10 protein-coding genes are annotated in these 17,155 nt (G+C 73.1%); 7 read left to right on the forward strand and 3 right to left on the reverse strand.

Features of this window, described 5'->3' with window-relative positions:
* The first annotated feature begins 28 nt into the window (after positions 1 to 28).
* Positions 29 to 2,284, forward strand: a complete 2,256-nt coding sequence (locus WMF39_RS32025; protein ID WP_437740275.1) for an alkaline phosphatase D family protein — start codon at positions 29 to 31, stop codon at positions 2,282 to 2,284.
* 91 nt (positions 2,285 to 2,375) lie between these two features.
* Here the strand turns inward: WMF39_RS32025 and WMF39_RS32030 are convergent, their stop codons facing one another.
* Together WMF39_RS32030 and WMF39_RS32035 are read right to left on the reverse strand one after the other, a co-directional pair.
* Positions 2,376 to 3,641: a hypothetical protein gene (locus tag WMF39_RS32030; RefSeq protein WP_437740276.1), complete on the reverse strand. Its 1,266-nt coding sequence runs from the start codon at positions 3,639 to 3,641 to the stop codon at positions 2,376 to 2,378.
* On the reverse strand, positions 3,638 to 5,611 hold the full coding sequence (locus WMF39_RS32035) for a zinc-ribbon domain-containing protein (protein ID WP_437740277.1): 1,974 nt from the start codon (positions 5,609 to 5,611) through the stop codon (positions 3,638 to 3,640). The genes WMF39_RS32030 and WMF39_RS32035 overlap by 4 nt, the downstream gene beginning before the upstream one ends.
* A gap of 192 nt (positions 5,612 to 5,803) precedes the next feature.
* On the opposite strand from WMF39_RS32035, the gene hisF reads away from it, so the two are divergent.
* The 6 genes from hisF (at position 5,804) to WMF39_RS32065 (ending at position 14,641) form a co-directional block, all read left to right on the forward strand.
* The gene (gene hisF / locus WMF39_RS32040; RefSeq protein ID WP_437740278.1) at positions 5,804 to 6,616 is read left to right on the forward strand and encodes an imidazole glycerol phosphate synthase subunit HisF; all 813 of its coding nucleotides are present in this window, start codon (positions 5,804 to 5,806) and stop codon (positions 6,614 to 6,616) included.
* Positions 6,613 to 9,009 carry a hypothetical protein gene (locus tag WMF39_RS32045; RefSeq protein WP_437740279.1) on the forward strand — a complete coding sequence of 799 codons (2,397 nt, stop codon included), beginning with the start codon at positions 6,613 to 6,615 and terminating at the stop codon, positions 9,007 to 9,009. Before hisF ends, WMF39_RS32045 begins: the two co-directional genes overlap by 4 nt.
* Positions 9,010 to 9,042: 33 nt before the next feature.
* Positions 9,043 to 9,426: a TerB family tellurite resistance protein gene (locus tag WMF39_RS32050; protein ID WP_437740280.1), complete on the forward strand. Its 384-nt coding sequence runs from the start codon at positions 9,043 to 9,045 to the stop codon at positions 9,424 to 9,426.
* 436 nt (positions 9,427 to 9,862) lie between these two features.
* Entirely contained in the window at positions 9,863 to 11,539 is a 1,677-nt protein-coding gene (locus WMF39_RS32055; RefSeq protein ID WP_437740281.1) for a delta-60 repeat domain-containing protein, read from the forward strand.
* A 179-nt stretch (positions 11,540 to 11,718) separates the two neighbouring features.
* On the forward strand, positions 11,719 to 13,149 hold the full coding sequence (locus WMF39_RS32060; protein WP_437740282.1) for an imelysin family protein: 1,431 nt from the start codon (positions 11,719 to 11,721) through the stop codon (positions 13,147 to 13,149).
* On the forward strand, positions 13,136 to 14,641 hold the full coding sequence (locus WMF39_RS32065; protein ID WP_437740283.1) for an HTTM domain-containing protein: 1,506 nt from the start codon (positions 13,136 to 13,138) through the stop codon (positions 14,639 to 14,641). Before WMF39_RS32060 ends, WMF39_RS32065 begins: the two co-directional genes overlap by 14 nt.
* A 189-nt stretch (positions 14,642 to 14,830) precedes the next feature.
* Here WMF39_RS32065 and WMF39_RS32070 read toward each other — a convergent pair whose 3' ends face one another.
* Positions 14,831 to 16,966 carry a TonB-dependent receptor family protein gene (locus WMF39_RS32070; RefSeq protein ID WP_437740284.1) on the reverse strand — a complete coding sequence of 712 codons (2,136 nt, stop codon included), beginning with the start codon at positions 16,964 to 16,966 and terminating at the stop codon, positions 14,831 to 14,833.
* Between the last annotated feature and the right edge of the window lie 189 nt (positions 16,967 to 17,155).

A 17,155-nucleotide genomic window follows, 5' to 3' on the forward strand; every position in this document is an offset into this window, starting at 1 on the left:
TGTATCCGTCGTTGGAGGACTTGAATCGATGATGAGACGCCGAGACTTTCTTCGCGCCACCCTGGTGACCGCTGGTTCGGTGGTCGTGCCGACTGCCTGCTCCGATGATGGTGACGCCGTCGGCGCATGCGACGCGCACGAGGATGACGGGTTCTTCCCGCAGTCGGTGGCCTCCGGCGATCCGCGGCACGATAGCGTCGTGCTGTGGACCCGGCTCATCGATAGCAAGCAGCCGCAGTCGGATCTCAACCTGGCGCTCGTGGTCGCGCTCGACGAGGGGTTCACGCAGCTCGTGGTGCTCAACCCGAGCTCCGACAACGTGGCCACGGTGGGGTCGGGCAGCACGCAGCTCCGCGTGACCGCCCGGGCGGAGTTCGATCACTGCGTCAAGATCAAGGTGAACGGCCTGAGCCCCGGCACCACGTACTATTACCGCTTCTACTACATCACTGGAGAAGGCTGCGTCCGCTCGCGCGTCGGGCGCACGCGGACGGCGCCCGCGCGGGGCGCGGACGTGCCGGTGCGCTTCGCCTTCGTGTCCGGCCAGGACTACATCGGTCGCTACTACAACGCTTATGTGGCCCTGGCGAAAGAGGAGCTCGACTTCGTCGTCCACCTCGGGGGCTACATCCACGAGACGACCGGGAACCCGAGCCTCCAGGCCCCCCCGGGGCAGCGCGGCATCTCCTTCTCCGACGTGGACGGCGCCATCGCCTTCCAGCCGGCGGAGGGCGCGGCCTACCACGCGGCCAAGTCGCTGAGCAATTACCGGGAGCTCTACAAGACGTACCGGTCCGACCGGGCGCTGCAGCGGGTCCACGAGCTCTTTCCCATGATCGCTGTCTGGGGCGATCACGAGTTCTCCGACGATGGCCACGGCGCGACGGCGGCCTATCTGGACGGCCGAGAGCCGGAGACGGACGAGTACCGGCGCAAGGCGGCGAACCAGGCCTGGTTCGAGTACATGCCGGCCGAATACCCGAATGATCCGGAGGGCGACGAGTTCCGCTACGACAGCGCGGTCGAGTACCCGGACGATATCACCATCTACCGGGACTTCTCGTTCGGGAAGCACGTCCACCTCGTGATGACGGATCTCCGCTCCTACCGCGCGGATCACCTGATCCCGGAGGACGCCTTTCCGGGGAAGGTCATCGCGCGTAAGGTGGACATCGAGGACGAGTTCAACGAGGCAGAGATCGAGGCGTTGGCCCCCTACAGGAGCCACTACATCGAGGACATCGACGTGTTGACTCGATACAAGGACGCGCTGGAGATCGCCGCTCCCCTGCTCGGCTTTGACCCGCTCCTCGGGTTCGCTCAGAACGAGTCGCCGCGCCCCATCAGCGCCAGCGTCGTCAACGAGATCGTCGCGAAGCTGAACGAGCAGAGGCCCGAGACCGAGCAGGTGCCCCTCATCAGCGCAAGCGAGATGAGCTTCATGGACGTCGGGTTCGCCTACGCCGATCTCGGAAAGACGGACTATTACAGCGCATTCGGATCGCGTCACCTCGTCGTCAAGGAATCCTTCGACCCGATCTCGAGGATCGCTCTCAAGGCCGACGTGGAGCGGGGCGTCGTCATGGGAGACGCGCAGAGAGCCTGGTTCAAGAAGACGATGGAGGAGTCCCGGAGCACCTGGAAGGTATGGGGGAACGAATCCCCCCTTTCACAGCTCGTCCTCGCCCACACCACGCAACCCGTGGAGCCCGAGCAGGAGTCGCTCACCCGGCACTTCTACCTGAGCTGTGACGGCTGGGACGGCTTCCGCAAGGAACGGGACGAGCTCATCGGGATGCTCGCCGCGGTCGAGGGCAACGTGGTGTCGATCACCGGCGAGCTCGGCGCCTTCCTCGCAGGGACGGCCGCCGTGGAGGGCGCCACGGCCAAGATCGTGGAATTCGGCGGCGCCGCGATCTCGTCGGCCACGTACCGCTCGGTGCTGACGAAGCAGCTGGCGAGCCATCCGACGCTGAAAGGCGTCCTGGAGGCGGAGGACATCGACATCGACGACAGCATGCAGAAGGCCAATCCGTACCTCGCCTTCAGCAACGCCACGAGCAACGGGTTCTGTATCGTCGAGGCGAATGCCGACGAGTTCGTCGTGAGCATGCACATGATCCCCGAAGACGCGCTCGCCGCCCCCCTGTACGACGAGACCGGCGCGGCGGCGCTCGACGAGCAGATCACGATCGCGCGGTACAAGACGAGGGCGGCCGAGTCCGAGCTGTACTGGGAGGACGAGGGCACCTGGAAGCAGTGGATCCCGGACACCGCAAGCTAGGACGCAGGATCCATCGACCGAGCTGGTCGGCTGGCGCTGCCGACCAGCTCGGCCATCGACACGCAGCTCTGGGCACGAGCGACGGCTGGCGCTAGCGCGCCAGCATCACCACGGTGCCGTCACGGCAGGCGATCGCCATCCGCTCCTCGCCGGCAGGGATGACGGCGACCGGCGCGGAGCAGACGCGCTCGGCCGCGATGGAGACATTGCCGTCCGCCTCGACGACGCCGGCGCGTCCGCCCGCGCGCACGAAGCCGACGCGGCCGGTGCGATCGATCACCACCGGCGGGCTCGGCTTCGCGTCCACCGGGCCGAAGAAGCCGGAGAGCCCGCCGTCGGCGGGTGGGGACCCCGGAGGCCTGTCGATCGCGACCCGGAACGCCAGGTCGCCCGACGCGTTGACCCCGAGGAGCAGCCCGGTCGTCGACAGGACCACGGCCACGCCCCCGGCGCCGATGGCGGGCGGCCCGTCGAGCGCGCTGAAGGCCGCGCCGGCGCGGACCCCGGCGGTCCCTGTCGGCAGATCCAGCGCGACCAGGCGGCGGGCGTCGACGACCGCGAGCAGCGTGCGGGCGTCGGCGAGGGCCGCGCCGCGGCGAGGCACACCGCCGAGAGAGCCGAGCCGCCTCGGCGCGCCGGGCGGACGCCAGGTCAGCACCGCGCCCGACTCGGTGGTCACGAGCGTGCCTTCAGGGCCCGCGAGCAAGGCGCCCGTCGCGCGATCCGCGATCTCGGCGCGGGCGCGCACGGTCCCGTCCGCGGCGAGCTCGACGAGGGAGCGCCCCAGGGCCGCCACGAGCCCGCCGTCGTCGAGCGCGAGGGGCGTCACGTCGGCGTCGCGCCCCCGGAGGCCGAGGGGGACGGCGAAGCGCACGCTCCCCGCGGGCGTGAGCCCGACGGCGACGCCGGACGAGGTGATCAGCGCGAGGGTGCCGTCGCTCGTGAGCACGGCGGGCGCGAGCGGCGCGCTGTCGCCGATGCGCACGCGCCAGCGCTCCCGGCCGTCCGCGCCGAGCTTGACGACCTCGGGGACCGTCAGCGTGAGGAGGAGATCGCCCGCGGCGTCCGCGAGCGGCGCAGCGTCGATCCCGCCGCGGAGCTGCTTTCGCCACGCCTCGCGCGCCGGGAAGGGCAGCCGCGCGGCGGAGCGGCCCGTGCGGCGCGCGTCGAGCCGCTCGCTCGGGGCGAAGCCGCGGGGCGCGCCGACCACGATCGTGTGCGGCCGGCTCGTGTCGACCGCGTCGGCGAAGGCGAGCGGCGCCGCGGCGGAGAGCAGGAGCGCGGCCGCGGCGAGGCCCGCCGTCCGGGCGCGACGCGGCCTTCTCGGGCTGGGCGCCGTGGTGCGCGCGGCGCTCATCGGCCGCCCTTCACGGTGAACTCGACCTGCACCTCGGGGATCTCGGCGCCGCCCGGCGCGACGAACGGCGGCGCGACGCTGCCGTAGGCGGTGAGGATGTCCCCGCGCTGGGCGGGGTTGTCGGCGCCATGGACGAGGCGGACCTTGCACGCCTCCGGAGAGCGCGGCGCGGCGCCCGGGCTCGCGCTCGCGGCGGCCGCGCCGCCCTCCTTGCAGCCGGACGCGGGCGGGATCGAGAGCAGGATCAGCGTCGCGTATCCCTGCCGGCGCACCTCGAGGGCCTCGCCGGTCAGCGCGATCGGCTTGCCGATGTGGTCCTTCCCGCCGGCGGCGAGCTCGGCGTACCCGATCGGGCCGCGGCCGGCGAACTCCTTCGCGGCGGCGTCGAGCCGGTCGACGCGGCGCACCGCGAGCTTCGCGATGCGCGGCGCCATCCCCTGCATCTTCGCGCGCACCTCGAACTGGGTCGCGCCCACGGACGAGACGTTCATCACGTGCGCGAAGGTGCCGTCGGGGCGAACCGCGATCGGGTGCGCGCCGGCGAAGATCTGCGCGCCGCGGGCCGTGCGCCCGGCGAGGACGAAGCTCTCCTTGTCGATGACGACGCTCGGGCCGGGCGACTCGATGGTGAGCGGGACGATGCCGACCGCGACGCTCACCATGCCCTGCTCGCGCGGGCCGTCGGGCGGCGTGACGGTGTACGGCACCTGCCGGCTCAGCGTCTTCGTCTCGTCCGAGGGCCCCGCGACCGCGTCGGTGACGTCGATCGACTCGATGGCCCGGCCGCTCGTGAGCGCGACCTCCTTGCCGTCGAGGATCACCTGCGTGCCCTTGCTCGCCTCGACAACGACCTGGATCGAGGGCCGCTCCCCTTGCAGCGTGCCGAGGTCGGGCCGGAGCCGGTAGGCGACGTGGATGGAGACGCCGACCGTCTCGTCGCGCCCGCTGCCGGGGCGGTCGATGGCGACCTTCATCCGGTTTTCGCCGACGGAGAGCGGGCTCGCGAGCGGGATCTGCGCGACGCGGCCGGCGGTGGTCGCGCGCCCCTCGCCGATGGAGACCGCGGTGCCGTCAGGGCAGCTGTCGCACCGGAGCTCGATGACCTCGCGGCCCCCGGCGTCGGCGCGGGCGCGCGCGGTCACCGGGGGCGCGCTCGGCCAGAGGAGCGCGAACAGGACCGCGCCGAGCGCGAGCACGCCGCCCGCGACGACGACGGCGACGGCCCGACGCGACGTGCGCGGGCGCCTCTCGCCCTTCGGCGGCGGGAGCCGCTGCTTGAGGCGATGAGGGCGCATGAGCGCCGGGTTCTGCAGCGGAGGGGCGCGGAAGCGCGCCGGCGCGATCGTGGCGCCGAGCTCTCCGGCCGGCTGGTAGCGCGCGTCGAGCTCGGGATCGGGCTCGGGGTCGGCCGGGGCGCCGGGCGCGAGCGGCGCGATGCCTGGCCGGGCGACGCCGACCAGCGTCCGCGACACGGCGGGCAGCGGCACCGGAGCGCGCGGCGCCGCGAGGCCCGGGGCGATCGGCACGGTGTGGTCGAGGCGCAGCTCACCCGGCGCAGCGTGGAGCGGCGCGGCCGGCGCTGCGGGCGCGTCGAGGCGCGCTCCCGGGGCCACGGAAGCCGGGGTCCCGACGACGAGCGTGCCACCGGCCAGGCGCGGATCGGCCTGCGCTTGCGCCGGCGCCGCCCCGAAGATCGCGGCGGGCATGCCGACGATCGTGCGCGAGGCGGCGGCCGGCCCGCCGGCCATGGGCGGCAGCGCGGCCTGGCCGGGGCCCGCGCCGCCCGGATCGGCGGGGGCGGACGGCGTCTGTCGGAGCAGGTCGGGGAGCGTGACGCCGACCATGGTGCGGGCCGCGGGCTTCATGCCGTAGTAGCCGGCCGCTCCGCCCGGCGGCGCGAGCGCGGCGCCGCAGTGCGGGCACGCGATCGAGCCCTCGGGTACGGGTCTCCCGCAGTGCGGGCAGTGCATGGCGCCATGGTAGCGAGGAACCGCGGCGCGGTCAGGCTCCGGGCGCTGCGGCCGGCGCGCTGCGCCTCCCCGGCGGCCGGAAATGCCGGCAAAACGTGCGAGAGGCGCGCGAGGAAGCCCCCCCGCGGCGCCGGAGCGGGCGCACAGCGCAACAGTTGGCCCTGGCGTGGCAGGTAGGCTAACGCGGGACGTATGCTCGCGAAGCGCATCATCCCGTGCCTCGACGTCAAGGACGGCCGCGTCGTGAAGGGCGTCCGCTTTGTGGGGCTGCGGGACGCCGGCGATCCCGTCGAGGCCGCCCGCCGTTACGACGCGGAGGGCGCGGACGAGATCACGTTCCTCGACATCACCGCGTCGCACGAGAAGCGCGGCATCATCCTCGACGTCGTGGCGCGCACGGCGGAGGTGCTGTTCACGCCGCTGACGGTCGGAGGCGGCGTCAAGTCCGAGCAGGACATCAAGGCGCTCCTCGACGCGGGGGCGGACAAGGTCGCGATCAACACGGCCGCCGTCAACGATCCCGACCTCGTGCGGCGCGCCGCGGACCGCTGGGGTGCGCAGGCGATCGTCGTGGCGATCGACGCGCGCCGGATCGCGGATCCCTCGCGCGTGGCCTGGACGGTGGTGACCCACGGCGGCCGTCGGGACACGGGGCGCGACGCGGTCGCGTGGGCCGAGGAGATCGCGCGGGCGGGCGCGGGCGAGCTGCTCGTCACGAGCATGGACCGCGACGGCACGCGGGACGGCTACGACCTCCTGCTGACCGCCGCCATCGCGCGGGCCGTGCCGGTCCCGGTGATCGCCTCGGGCGGCGTCGGGACGCTGGATCACCTGCGCGCCGGCCTCGTCGAGGGCGGCGCCGACGCCGCGCTCGCCGCGTCGATCTTCCACGACGCCGAGTACACGATCGGCGAAGCGAAGGCGTACCTCGAGGCGGCGGGGGTGCCGGTCAGGCCGGCGCGCGCAAGCGGGCCGGGCGACGCGGCGGGCCGGGGGCGCTCGTGAGCGCGTGCGTCACGCTGGAGGAGGTCGTCGCGGCGGCGCACGCGCGGAGCGCCTCGCTGGTGCCGGAGACCTCGGGTTACCTCGCGCTCGCCGTCAGCGACGCGACGTCGCGCCTGCCCCTCAGGCTCGACGATCGCGCGGTGCTGCTCACGACCGAGGGCACCGTCACGGTGCGCACGCGCGGCGACGCTGTGGCGCCGGCCGAGGCCGCGCGGCTGCTCCGCGACCTGCTCGCCCGGCTCCTCGCCGTGTCCGCTGGCAGCATGCCCAACCTCACGGCGACGGCGCGCCCGCGCCCCGCGCACGAGCAGGACCCGGAAGCCGTCGCGCGGGAGCTCGAGGCCGCGCTGATCCCGGTGAACCGCAACGCCGCCCGGCGGGCGCTGGCGCGGCTCGCCCGTGAGACGCTGCGCGCGAAGGAGGCCGGTCGGCTGAGGCGCCCGCGCCCGGAGGTCCAGGCGAAGCCTGCGGCGCCGGAAGCGGACGAGATGCCGCCGCCGCAAGCGGAGCAAGCGCGGCGCGATGCGACCGCCGCTGCCGCGCGCGGCGACGCCCCCGCTGCCGCGCGCGGCGACGCCCCCGCTGCCCCGCTGCCGAATCCCATCGTGGAGCTCACGCTCAGCCCCGGCCCGGTCGCACCTGCGGTCGTGGAGCTCACGCTCAGCCCCGGGCTCGTCGCGTGTGCAATCGCCGGGGTGGCGCCCCCGGCGCCTGCGAGCGCAGGCGATGCTGCCGGGGCGGTAGCTGTCGCGCCGTGTCCCGAGAACCCGTCGGCGCCTGCGCACGCCGGCGAGCAGGTCGAGGCGCTGCCGGAGCCGACCCCGACCGTCGTGCAGGCGGTGGTTGAGCTCCATGGGGCCGCAGCGCCGGCCGAGATCCCGGTCATCCCGGAGCTCATCGAGCCTGCTCGGACGATCGCGCCGGTGGCGCCGCTCGCGCGCGCGGCGGCGGAGATCGCTCCTGAAGAAGCGCGGCCCGTGCCCGCGCCATCGCTCGTCGTCGGCGGCTCCTCTGCCTGCAGCGAAGCGCTCACGAGCCCCGAGGGGATCGAGGTGCTCCTCGTCGACTTCTCCCCTGCTCCCGCCGCCGTCGCGCTGTCTTCCCGGGAACCGACGCCGACCGATTCGATCCTCGTCGAGCTCTCCCCGGATCCCGCCGAGGTCGCGCCGCTCTCGCAGGAGCCGACGCCGACCGTGGCCATGGCCGTCTGGGAGGAGAGGGAGGCCGCCGACGGGGCCGTGCTCTCGCACCTGGCGGACGCGCCTGCCAGCGTGAGCGAGGTCCCGGAGTTCATCGAGACGTCGCGCGCGCCCGCCATCCAGTTCATGGCGGCGGACGCGGCGCTCCAGGTCACACCGGCCTATGGCGCCTGGCCGCTCGTTCGTCGGGCACACCTCGCCGTGCCCGCGGTTCCTCGAGCGGCCGTCGCGCCGTTCGACGAGACACCAGCAGCGCGTCACACGCTGCCCTGGCCCCTTCCGGCGCAGCGCGACGACGACGCTCCGGCCGCGCCGCCCCCGACGGCTCCGGCCGCGCCGATCGAGGCCTTGCTGGCGGCGGAGGCCGACGGTCCGGAAGCCGCCCACGCCGGCGCGCCGCCCGCGGACGCAGCACCCCAGGAACTGTCCGCGGACGCAGCAGCTCCCGAGGAACCGTGCGCCGATCTGGCTCCCGAGCAGCCGCCCGCTGATCTGGCTCCCGAGGAACTGCCCGCAGACGCAGCAGCTCCCGAGCAGCCGCCCGCCGATCTGGCTCCCGAGCAGCCCCCCGCTGACCTCGCGCCCGCGGATGCAGCATCAGCGCAGCCCCCCGCCGACGCAGAGCCGCAAGAGACGCCGTGCCCGGCGGAGCTCGGTCCCATCGATGCGATCGTGTGGAACGCCTCGCGGCGATCCCGGAGCGCGCGCCCTCCCGCGGATGGCGTCGGTGCAGGCGCTTCCCGGGTCGACGAGCTCGTCGCGCGCTTCGTCGCGCAGTCCGAGCACAGCGCGCAGCGCCGCGCGGCGCGCAGCATGAAGGCGCTCGCTGGCCTCGACCTCACCCTCACGCCGCCGCCGGTCGCTGCTGTCTCCGGCACCTCCGCGCGCGCCATCCCCGGCGCGCGCCCGCCGCTCGCCGGGGCGCTGAGCCCCGTTGCATCCGAGCGCGCCACGCCCGGATCCGCTCCGGTCGCCCTGATGGACGACGGCAGCAGGCCGCCTGTGCCGCTGGTGGCCCCGCGCCGGCGAGGTCTGTCCTTGTGGCTTGCGCTCCTCGCGCTCGCCCTGCTCTGCGCCGGGCTCGCTGGAACGCTGCGGCCGGAGGTCTTCGCCTCGCTGACGGAGCCGCTCGCACGGGGAGCGCTCCAGATCGTCCCGCGCGCCGAGGCGAGGACGCCCTCCCCTCACGATTGACGTTGCCCCGGGGGAGCGACGACACTCGTCGTCATGCAAGAGCAGAGCATGGCGATCGTGAAGTCGCTCGTGAGCGTGGCGTGGGCGGACGGCGAGTTCCACGAGGCCGAGCGCGAGATGGTGGAGGGGCTGATCGCGGCGTTCGAGGCGAACGAGGACCAGGCGAAGGAGATCCGCGCCTACGCCTCCCAGCGAAGGACCCTGGACGACGTGCCGCTCGGCGAGCTCGGCGGCGACGACCGCCGCGCGCTGCTGCAGCACGCCGTGCTGCTCACGTTCGTCGACGGCGAGCAGCACGACGCGGAGAAGCAGTACATCGCAGCGCTGACCAAGAAGCTCGAGCTCCCCGAGCCGGAGTCCGCGGAGATCATCCAGGCGGCCGAGGCCCGCGCCCGACGCCTCCTGACCTTGCTCTGACGCAGCCTGCGCGGCGCCCGAACGCCGCTGGCCCGGCCTCCGCCGGGACTCCCGCTGCGACCTCGGCCGGCCGCCCTTCCGGCCGACGGGCCGCGATCCTCCGTGCTCCGGAAGGAAACCGACCCCCCCAGGCGAAGTCGCTCCGCCGATACGGCGCGCCGAGCGGTCATCGATCGCCGAGCAGGCTGCCCGCGCGCGGTGCCTCGGACAGCGTCGCGCGGCGCAATGCGGGCATCGTCAAAGGCGCGTCACACGCCGCGCTTCCCCCACCCACCGCACCATCTCCACACCTTCACCTCCAGGCGGCATTTCCAGCGAGGAAAGGCCTTGGCGGGATAGCGACAGCAGAATCTCTTGACAGCGTGGACGGCATGCAAGATTATATCCAACAAAGATAACGACTTTCATTTTCATGTTCATGAAGGGATTGCCGACCATGCCTGTGAAGAGAACCTGGTTGTCCGCGCAGCGGACCGTGCTCGCGACGTTCGGACTTTCCTGGTGCGTGCTGCTCGGCGGAGTGGCTGCGTGCGGAGACGACTCCGACGACTCAGCGAACTCCGGGGGCGGCGGCGCTGGCGGCGCTCCCTCGACGAGCAGCAGCGGCGGCGGCGGCGCCGGCGAGGGCGGCGGCAGCGACACAGGCGGCGGCGGCGCTGGCGAGGGCGGCGGTACCGGTGGCAGCGACACAGGCGGCGGCGGCACCGGCGAGGGCGGCGGCACCGGCGGCAGCGACACAGGCGGCGGCGGCGCTGGCGAGGGCGGCGGCACCGGCGGCAGCGACACAGGCGGCGGCGGCGCTGGCGAGGGCGGCGGTACCGGCGGCAGCGACACAGGCGAAGAGCCTTGGTCGACCGGATTCGCAGGGGTCGTGGCGCTCGACGAAGCCACGGACGACCGCTTCTGGGCCGTCGCGTTCGACGCCGAGTCCAGAGCTTACGCTGCCGGGCACGTGGCCGTGGCGGGCGACACGTACATGGCGGTGGCGCGCTTCAAGACCGATGGCTCGTTCGACACGACCTTCGGCACGAACGGGGTCGCGAGGGTCAACGTGGTCGCAGGCAAGACCACGGAGACCGCACGCGGCATCGTCCTGCAGTCGGACGGGAAGATCGTGCTCGCCGGCCAGGTCGAGCACGACCCGAGCGCCACGCCGTCGGACGCGGATCTCGCGGTCGTGCGGTTCAACAGCAACGGCACGCTGGATACGACCTTCGGCACCGAGGGCATCGCCATCCACGATCTCGGCGCCGGCGAGGGCAACACGGGCGATCTGCTCTGGGGCGTCGACCGCGACGCGAGCGATCGGCTGGTCCTCTTCGCCAGCAGGAAGGCGGCGGCTCGCGCCGATCGGGATCGCGCGATCGTGCGGCTCACCGCGAACGGCGCCCTGGACACCACGTTCGCGACGGAGGGCGTCCACACGCTCGACGTCGACGGGCTGAACCTGGGCGACAACCCGCGCAACGGGTTCGTGCAGGCCGACGGCAAGATCTTCTCTTCCGGCTACACGAGCGTGGGCGGCAGGAACCAGATCGTGCTGCTGCGGCTGAACCAGGACGGCACCCCGGATACGACCTTCTCGTCGGACGGCGTCGTGAGGCTCGCGCCGTTCCCGCTCGGCATGGCCGAGGCCTACGGCGCGGCTCGCCAGTCGGACGGCAAGTACGTGACCACCGGATACGGGCGCTCCGAGGAGAGCGGGGCCGTGGATCTCGTGTCCTTCCGCGTCACGGCCACGGGCGGATTCGACCCCTCCTGGGGCGTGGGCGGCGGCGTCCTGCTCGACGTGGCCGGCGACAACGACCGCGGGCGCAACCTCCTCGCCCTGCCCGACGATCGCGTCGTGATGGTCGGGAGCGCCACCCCCGCGACGGGCAACGTCGACGGGATGATCGCCCTGTTCGACAAGAACGGCGCCCTGGACACGCGCTTCGATCCGAACGGATACCGGCGCTACAGCTTCGATCGCCCCGATGACTCGCTCTACGGCGTCGCGCTCTCGCCGAACGGCGCATGGCTCGCGGCCGCCGGGTACCGGTCCGACAGCGACGGTCCCGAGGACGACGACGCGACCCTGGTCCTGCTGGCGGTCCCGGCGCAGAGGGACTGACGCTCACACGACCGACGCGCGCCGGGAGGCGCCCCCCGCCGCGCCGCGCTGACAGGCGGGGGAGCGCTCCCTCCGTGTTGACGGGCAGGGTACGACGGACGATTCTCGCGCGAAACGAGCTCGGGGCCGCCGCGACGCCGGCGGGCCCCGGGCGAGCGCCCGTATCTCGGAGAGGCAGCATGAACAGCGTGAGGCCGACAATGAACCGCGCCCGGAGCGAGAGGGCGGGCCGCCGCCTCTCGACAGCGCTCCTGCTGGCGCTCGTCGGCGTCGCCGCGGCCGCCGGGTGCCGCAAGCCGCCCCCGGACGAGGTGGTCTATACGGGCCAGGGCGCGGGGCCCGGCGTCGCGCAGCCGCCAGGCAGCGGCGGGTCCGCACCCGTGCCGTCGACCGGGAGCGGCGCCACGAGCACCACGGCGGCCTCCTCCACGATCGCCACGACCTCTGGCGCGGGGGGCGCGGGGGGCGGCGAGCCGGCCCCCGGCGACGTGTGCCCCCCGGTCCCCGTCGCGGAAGGCCCCTTCAGCAAGGCCAAGCTGATCACCGCAGCGGCGGACTGCGCGCTGAACCGCGCCTGCGAGTTCGAGGCGCAGGCGCGCGCGCTGCACGAGAGCGCCGCGGCCCTCGCCCGCGGCCCGGGCGAGCCGAGCGCCGCCGCCGCGCGCGGCGCCTGGCTCGCCGCCATGGCGGTCTGGCAGGAGGTGGAGCTCTTCCGCTTCGGCCCCGCGGCGAGCTCCACGCAGCCCGGAGGACAGGACCTCCGGGATCAGATCTACTCCTGGCCCCTCGTGAGCCGGTGCAAGATCGAGGAGCAGATCGTGAGCCGCGCCTATGCGCAGCCGAGCTTCTCCTCGTCGCTCATCAACGGGCGCGGCCTCGCGGCGCTCGAGTACCTCGTCTTCTACGGCGGCGGCGACAACGCCTGCTCGCAGTACTCGCCCATCAACGCGAACCGCACCTGGGCGGCGCTCGGCGCGGGAGAGCTCGCGCAGCGCAAGGGCGATTACGCCGCCGCGGCGGCCGCGGACGTGCTCGCCCAGGCGGGCGCGCTCGCGCGCGCATGGGCGCCCGAGGCGGGGAGCTTCCGGGAGAAGCTCATCCAGGCCGGCCAGGGGAGCCCCGTCTTCGCGACCGAGCAGGACGCGCTCAACGCGGTGAGCGACGCGATGTTCTATGTCGAGAAGGAGCTGAAGGACTGGAAGCTCGGGCGCCCGCTCGGCTTCACCGAGGACTGCGTCACGCCCACCTGCCCGGAGGCGCTCGAGTCCCGCTTCGCCCTCGCCTCGGCGGCGCACATCCGGGCCAACCTGCGCGGCTTCCGGCGCCTGTTCCAGGGCTGCGGCGAGGGCGGCGAGGGCGTTGGGTTCGACGACTGGCTGCGCGCGGTCGACTCGGCCGATCTCGCCGATCGCATGCTGCAGGCGCTGTCGGGAGCCCAGTCGGCCGTGGACGCGCTCGACCTGCCGCTGGAGCAGGCGCTCTCGACCGACCGGGCGAAGGTCGAGTCGGTCTACACCGCCGTGAAGGCCCTGACGGACCTGCTCAAGACGGAGTTCGTCAGCGCGCTGAACCTCGAGCTGCCCCAGTCGTCGGAAGGTGACAACGACTGAGCCCCCTGGCCGCGCGGGCCCCCTGGGGCTCGCGGCGGCGTGGTCGCGCGCGGCCGCGGCGCTGCATCGAGCGCTGTTTCGCCCGATCGACATCGCCTGGCTCGCGGCGTTCCGCGCCCTGTTCGGGCTCACGATGTGCGTGAGCATGGCGCGCTTCATCGCGTATGGCTGGATCGACGAGTTCTTCGTCAAGCCCAGCTTTCACTTCAAGTACTGGGGCCTCGCGTGGGTCGAGCCGCTCTCGCCGGCCGGGATGCACGCCCTGTTCTGGGCGCTCGCGGCGCTCGCCCTGGCGCTCGCCCTCGGCTTCATGTTCCGCGTCGCGGCGCCCCTGTTCGTCGCCGGCTTCACCTACCTGCAGGTCATCGACGTCACGACGTACCTCAACCACTACTACCTGGCGAGCCTGCTGGGCCTGTTGCTCGCGGCGTCGCCGGCGCACCGCGCCTGGTCCATCGACGCGCTGCTCTCTCGGCGCAGCGAGCGCTCCGTCTCCGCTGCGTGGCTCCACCTGCTGCGCTTCCAGGTCGGCGTCGTGTACACGTTCGCGGGGCTCGCGAAGGCCCACGCCGACTGGCTCCTGCACGCGCAGCCGCTCCGCATCTGGCTCGGCTCGCGCACGGACATGCCGGTCCTCGGCCCGCTCTTCACGCACCCGTGGGCCGCGCCGCTCATGAGCTGGGCGGGCTTCCTGTTCGACACCAGCGTCGTCTGGCTTCTCCTCTGCCGGAGGCTCCGCCCCTTCGCGTACGCCGCGGTGATCCTGTTCCACGTCGTCACGCGCTCGCTGTTTCCGATCGGGATGTTCCCGGTGATCATGGTGCTCTCCGCGCTCGTGTTCTTCCCCCCGGAGTGGCCCCGGCGGCTCCTCTCCCGGCTCCGAGCGCGCGCGCTCCCCGCCCACGGTGGCGCCGGCGCGCCGCACGCGCCGCAAGCGCCGCAAGCGCCGCAAGCGCCGCAAGCGCCCACAGACGACCCCGCCCTCCCCCCGGCGGCGCCGCCCTCGCGATCGCTGCGGGCCCTCGGGCTCGCGCTGGGCGCCGCGTACTGCGCGGTTCAGCTCGCGATGCCGCTCCGCTTCCTGGCGTACGGCGGCAACGTGCGCTGGCACGAGCAGGGGATGCGCTTCTCCTGGCGCGTGATGGTGCGCGAGAAGAACGGGAGCGTCACCTTCATCGTCCGCAGCAGCCAGACCGGCCGGACATGGCATGTGAGCCCGCGGGAGTACCTGACGCGCCTGCAGGAGCGCGAGATGGCGGGCCAGCCCGATCTCATCCTGCAGCTCTCCCATCACATCCGCGAGGACTTCGAGCGCCGCGGCCGCGGGCCGGTGGAGGTGCGCGCCGACGCCCTCGTCTCGCTCAACGGCCGCCGCATCGCGCGCCTCATCGATCCCGGCGTCGATCTCGCCGCGGTCCGCGACGGTCTCGGCCCGGCGCCCTACATCCTTCCAGCTCCAGAGGGGCCTCCCCCCCACATCCGCCCGCTCTGATCGACGCGCGCGTCCACGTCGGGCGCCCCGCTCGCTTTCCGCCCGCCTCTCCTACATGCAGCGCAGAGCGGCGGTCACCCGCTTCGGAGACGGGCCCACCTCGACGTTTTCGGTGCTCAGCGCACTCGAGTGCGCTTGCGCGCCGAAAACGCCGATCTGGGCCCGTCTCCTGTGCGGGTGACCGCCGCTCTAGAAGGATGCCTTGGCGCCGACCTGGATCCAGCGCGGCGCGTTCGGCCGGGCGCCGAAGGGCCGGCGCGACACGATGTACTGGGAGCCGAGGATGTTCCGCGCGTTCGCGTAGAGCACGAGCGGCCCGACGACACGCACCTTGGCGCTCGCGTCGAAGAGGAGCTGCTCGTCGGTGGCGAGCGCCCGGGATATGGGCTCGCTGCCGGCCTTCTCCCGCATGGCGGACATGTAGGTGGCGCCCACGGCGACGCCGGCGCGCTCGTGCTCGACCCCGACCGAGAGGCTCGCCTGGTGCCGCGGGACATAGGGCATCTCGTCTCCCTTCACGACGCGGCCGAAGATGGGGTCGTCCGAGGCGAAGCTCGAGAGGAACTCGGTGCGGGTGAGCGTGTAGGCCGCGGTGATCGGCAGCTTGAGCTGGCCGAGCGGGACCTCGTGCTCCGCATATGCCTCGATTCCGTAGATCCGGGCCTCGCCCGCGTCGTACTGGCGATCGAGGTCCGCGTCGAGACAGCCGCTGGAGAGCGTGCAGACATCCGTGATGTTCGAGTAATCGTTGAAGTAGCCGATGATCTCCGCGCGCAGCGGCCCGTCGGCGAAGCGAGCGCCGCCCTCGTAGTTCACGCTGAGCTCGGGCTCGACGTGCTCGTCGCTCCCCGGGGCCGGGGGGCTGAATCCTCGGTAGGCCCCGGCCAGGAGGCCGAGCGCCTCGGTGAGCGCAAGGTAGGCGCCGGCGCCGGGCAGGAGCGCCTGCGCGAGCCGCGTTTGCTCGCGCCCCGCCGCGCGATCCACGAGGGCAGAGCGCATGAGCTCGATCCGGACGCCGGGCGTCACCGTGAGCGCTCTCCAGGTGATCGCGTCGCTCGCGTGGAGCGCGACCGCCTCGGTCCATGCCTCGTTGAACTGGGTCACGACGGTCGGTCCGCCGTCCGGCACGAGCGCGCCGCCGAGCACGAGAAACCCGTTCTCGCTGTGGCGGCGCTCGACCCGATCGTGGTGCAGGCGCAGGCCGTACTCGACGCGGTGCGAGACGGGCCCCGTGGCGACGTTCCAGCGGACGCGGGTCTCCACGCCTTGCGACACGAAGTCGCGCTCGTTGGGGCCGATGAGCAGCGCCTCGCCCGGCGTCGAGCTGTCGAGCTGCCCGGTCAGCACGGCGTAGTACACCGCGTTCTGCGGCGTGTCCGGGGCGGCGAGCACGTCGAACAGGTTGGCCCCGCGGAAGCCGTTCACCTTGCGCCACACGCGCGAGAAGTCGTTCCGGTACACGGTCGTCGTCACCGACAGGTCGCGCGACGGCTCGAGCACGTGGGTCACGGCGACCGCGGTGCGGTGGTTGCGCATGCGGTCGAGCGCGGTCACCCCGTAACGGCGGAGCGGGTCCTCCTCGAAGTCCCCGTCCGTGATGCCGAGGTACGTCTCGTTGGAGAGCTCTTCCGAGTAGGTGAGCTTGAGGCGGAGCTCGTTCTTGATGCGGGCGGCCGGGTCGACGACGTAACTGCCCTTGACCATCACCTCGTTGCGGTAAAACCCTGTGTCCGCGCCGCTCGGGAGCTCCTTGAAGCCGTCGCTCCGCAGGTGCACGCCCTCGACGAGGAAGTCCATCTGACCGTCGCTCGTCCCGACATAGGCGTGCGCCTTGCCGTAGCCGTACTGGCCCAGCGCGAGATCGAGCGCGCCCGACGCGAGCGACGGGGCGGAGCGGGTGACGAGATCCACGGTGCCACCCACGGTCTGCGGGCCATAGGCGATGGCCCCTGGCCCCTTGATCACGCGCACGTTCGACATGCGGGTGATGAGCGGGAAGTAATAAGCGGCTGGCGCGGAGTACGGCGCAGGAGAGATGGGGACGCCATCCTCCATGAGCGTCACCTTCTTGCTGCGATCGGGGTTGACGCCGCGAACACCGATGTTCGGCCGCAGGCCCAGCCCGTCTTCGCCCCTCACGTACACGCCGGGAACGCTGACCAGCACGGCGTGAGGATCGTCGTGCTCGAAGCGCTCGAGCTGGCGGCTCTTGATCACATGAGCCGAGCCCGCGGTCCGCGTCACGCGCGTGCCCGCGACCGTCACCTCCACCGGCGCGTCGCCGGCAGGCGCCGCCGGCGCCGGTGCAGCGCCTTCATGATTCACCGCCGGCGCATCGCCGGAGGGTGCCGCCGGCGCAGCGCTGGGAGCCGCCGCCGGCGCTGGCGCAGCAGCATCCTGGTCCCCCGCCGGCGCATCGCCGGGAGGTGCCGCCGGCGCATCGCCGGGAGGTGCCGCCGGCGCATCGCCGGGAGGTGCCGCCGGCGCATCGCCGGGAGGTGCCGCCGGCGCCGG

This window comes from Sorangium sp. So ce1504 (genome assembly GCF_051521635.1).
In the GTDB taxonomy this organism is placed as follows: domain Bacteria; phylum Myxococcota_A; class Polyangia; order Polyangiales; family Polyangiaceae; genus Sorangium; species Sorangium cellulosum_B.

Bases quoted from the DNA above. Each gene is read 5' to 3' on its own strand.
- WMF39_RS32025 (WP_437740275.1), top strand. From the start codon at position 29: ATGATGAGACGCCGAGACTTTCTTCGCGCCACCCTGGTGACCGCTGGT.
- WMF39_RS32030 (WP_437740276.1), bottom strand. From the start codon at position 3,641: ATGAGCGCCGCGCGCACCACGGCGCCCAGCCCGAGAAGGCCGCGTCGC.
- WMF39_RS32035 (WP_437740277.1), bottom strand. From the start codon at position 5,611: ATGCACTGCCCGCACTGCGGGAGACCCGTACCCGAGGGCTCGATCGCG.
- hisF (WP_437740278.1), top strand. From the start codon at position 5,804: ATGCTCGCGAAGCGCATCATCCCGTGCCTCGACGTCAAGGACGGCCGC.
- WMF39_RS32050 (WP_437740280.1), top strand. From the start codon at position 9,043: ATGCAAGAGCAGAGCATGGCGATCGTGAAGTCGCTCGTGAGCGTGGCG.
- WMF39_RS32055 (WP_437740281.1), top strand. From the start codon at position 9,863: ATGCCTGTGAAGAGAACCTGGTTGTCCGCGCAGCGGACCGTGCTCGCG.
- WMF39_RS32060 (WP_437740282.1), top strand. From the start codon at position 11,719: ATGAACAGCGTGAGGCCGACAATGAACCGCGCCCGGAGCGAGAGGGCG.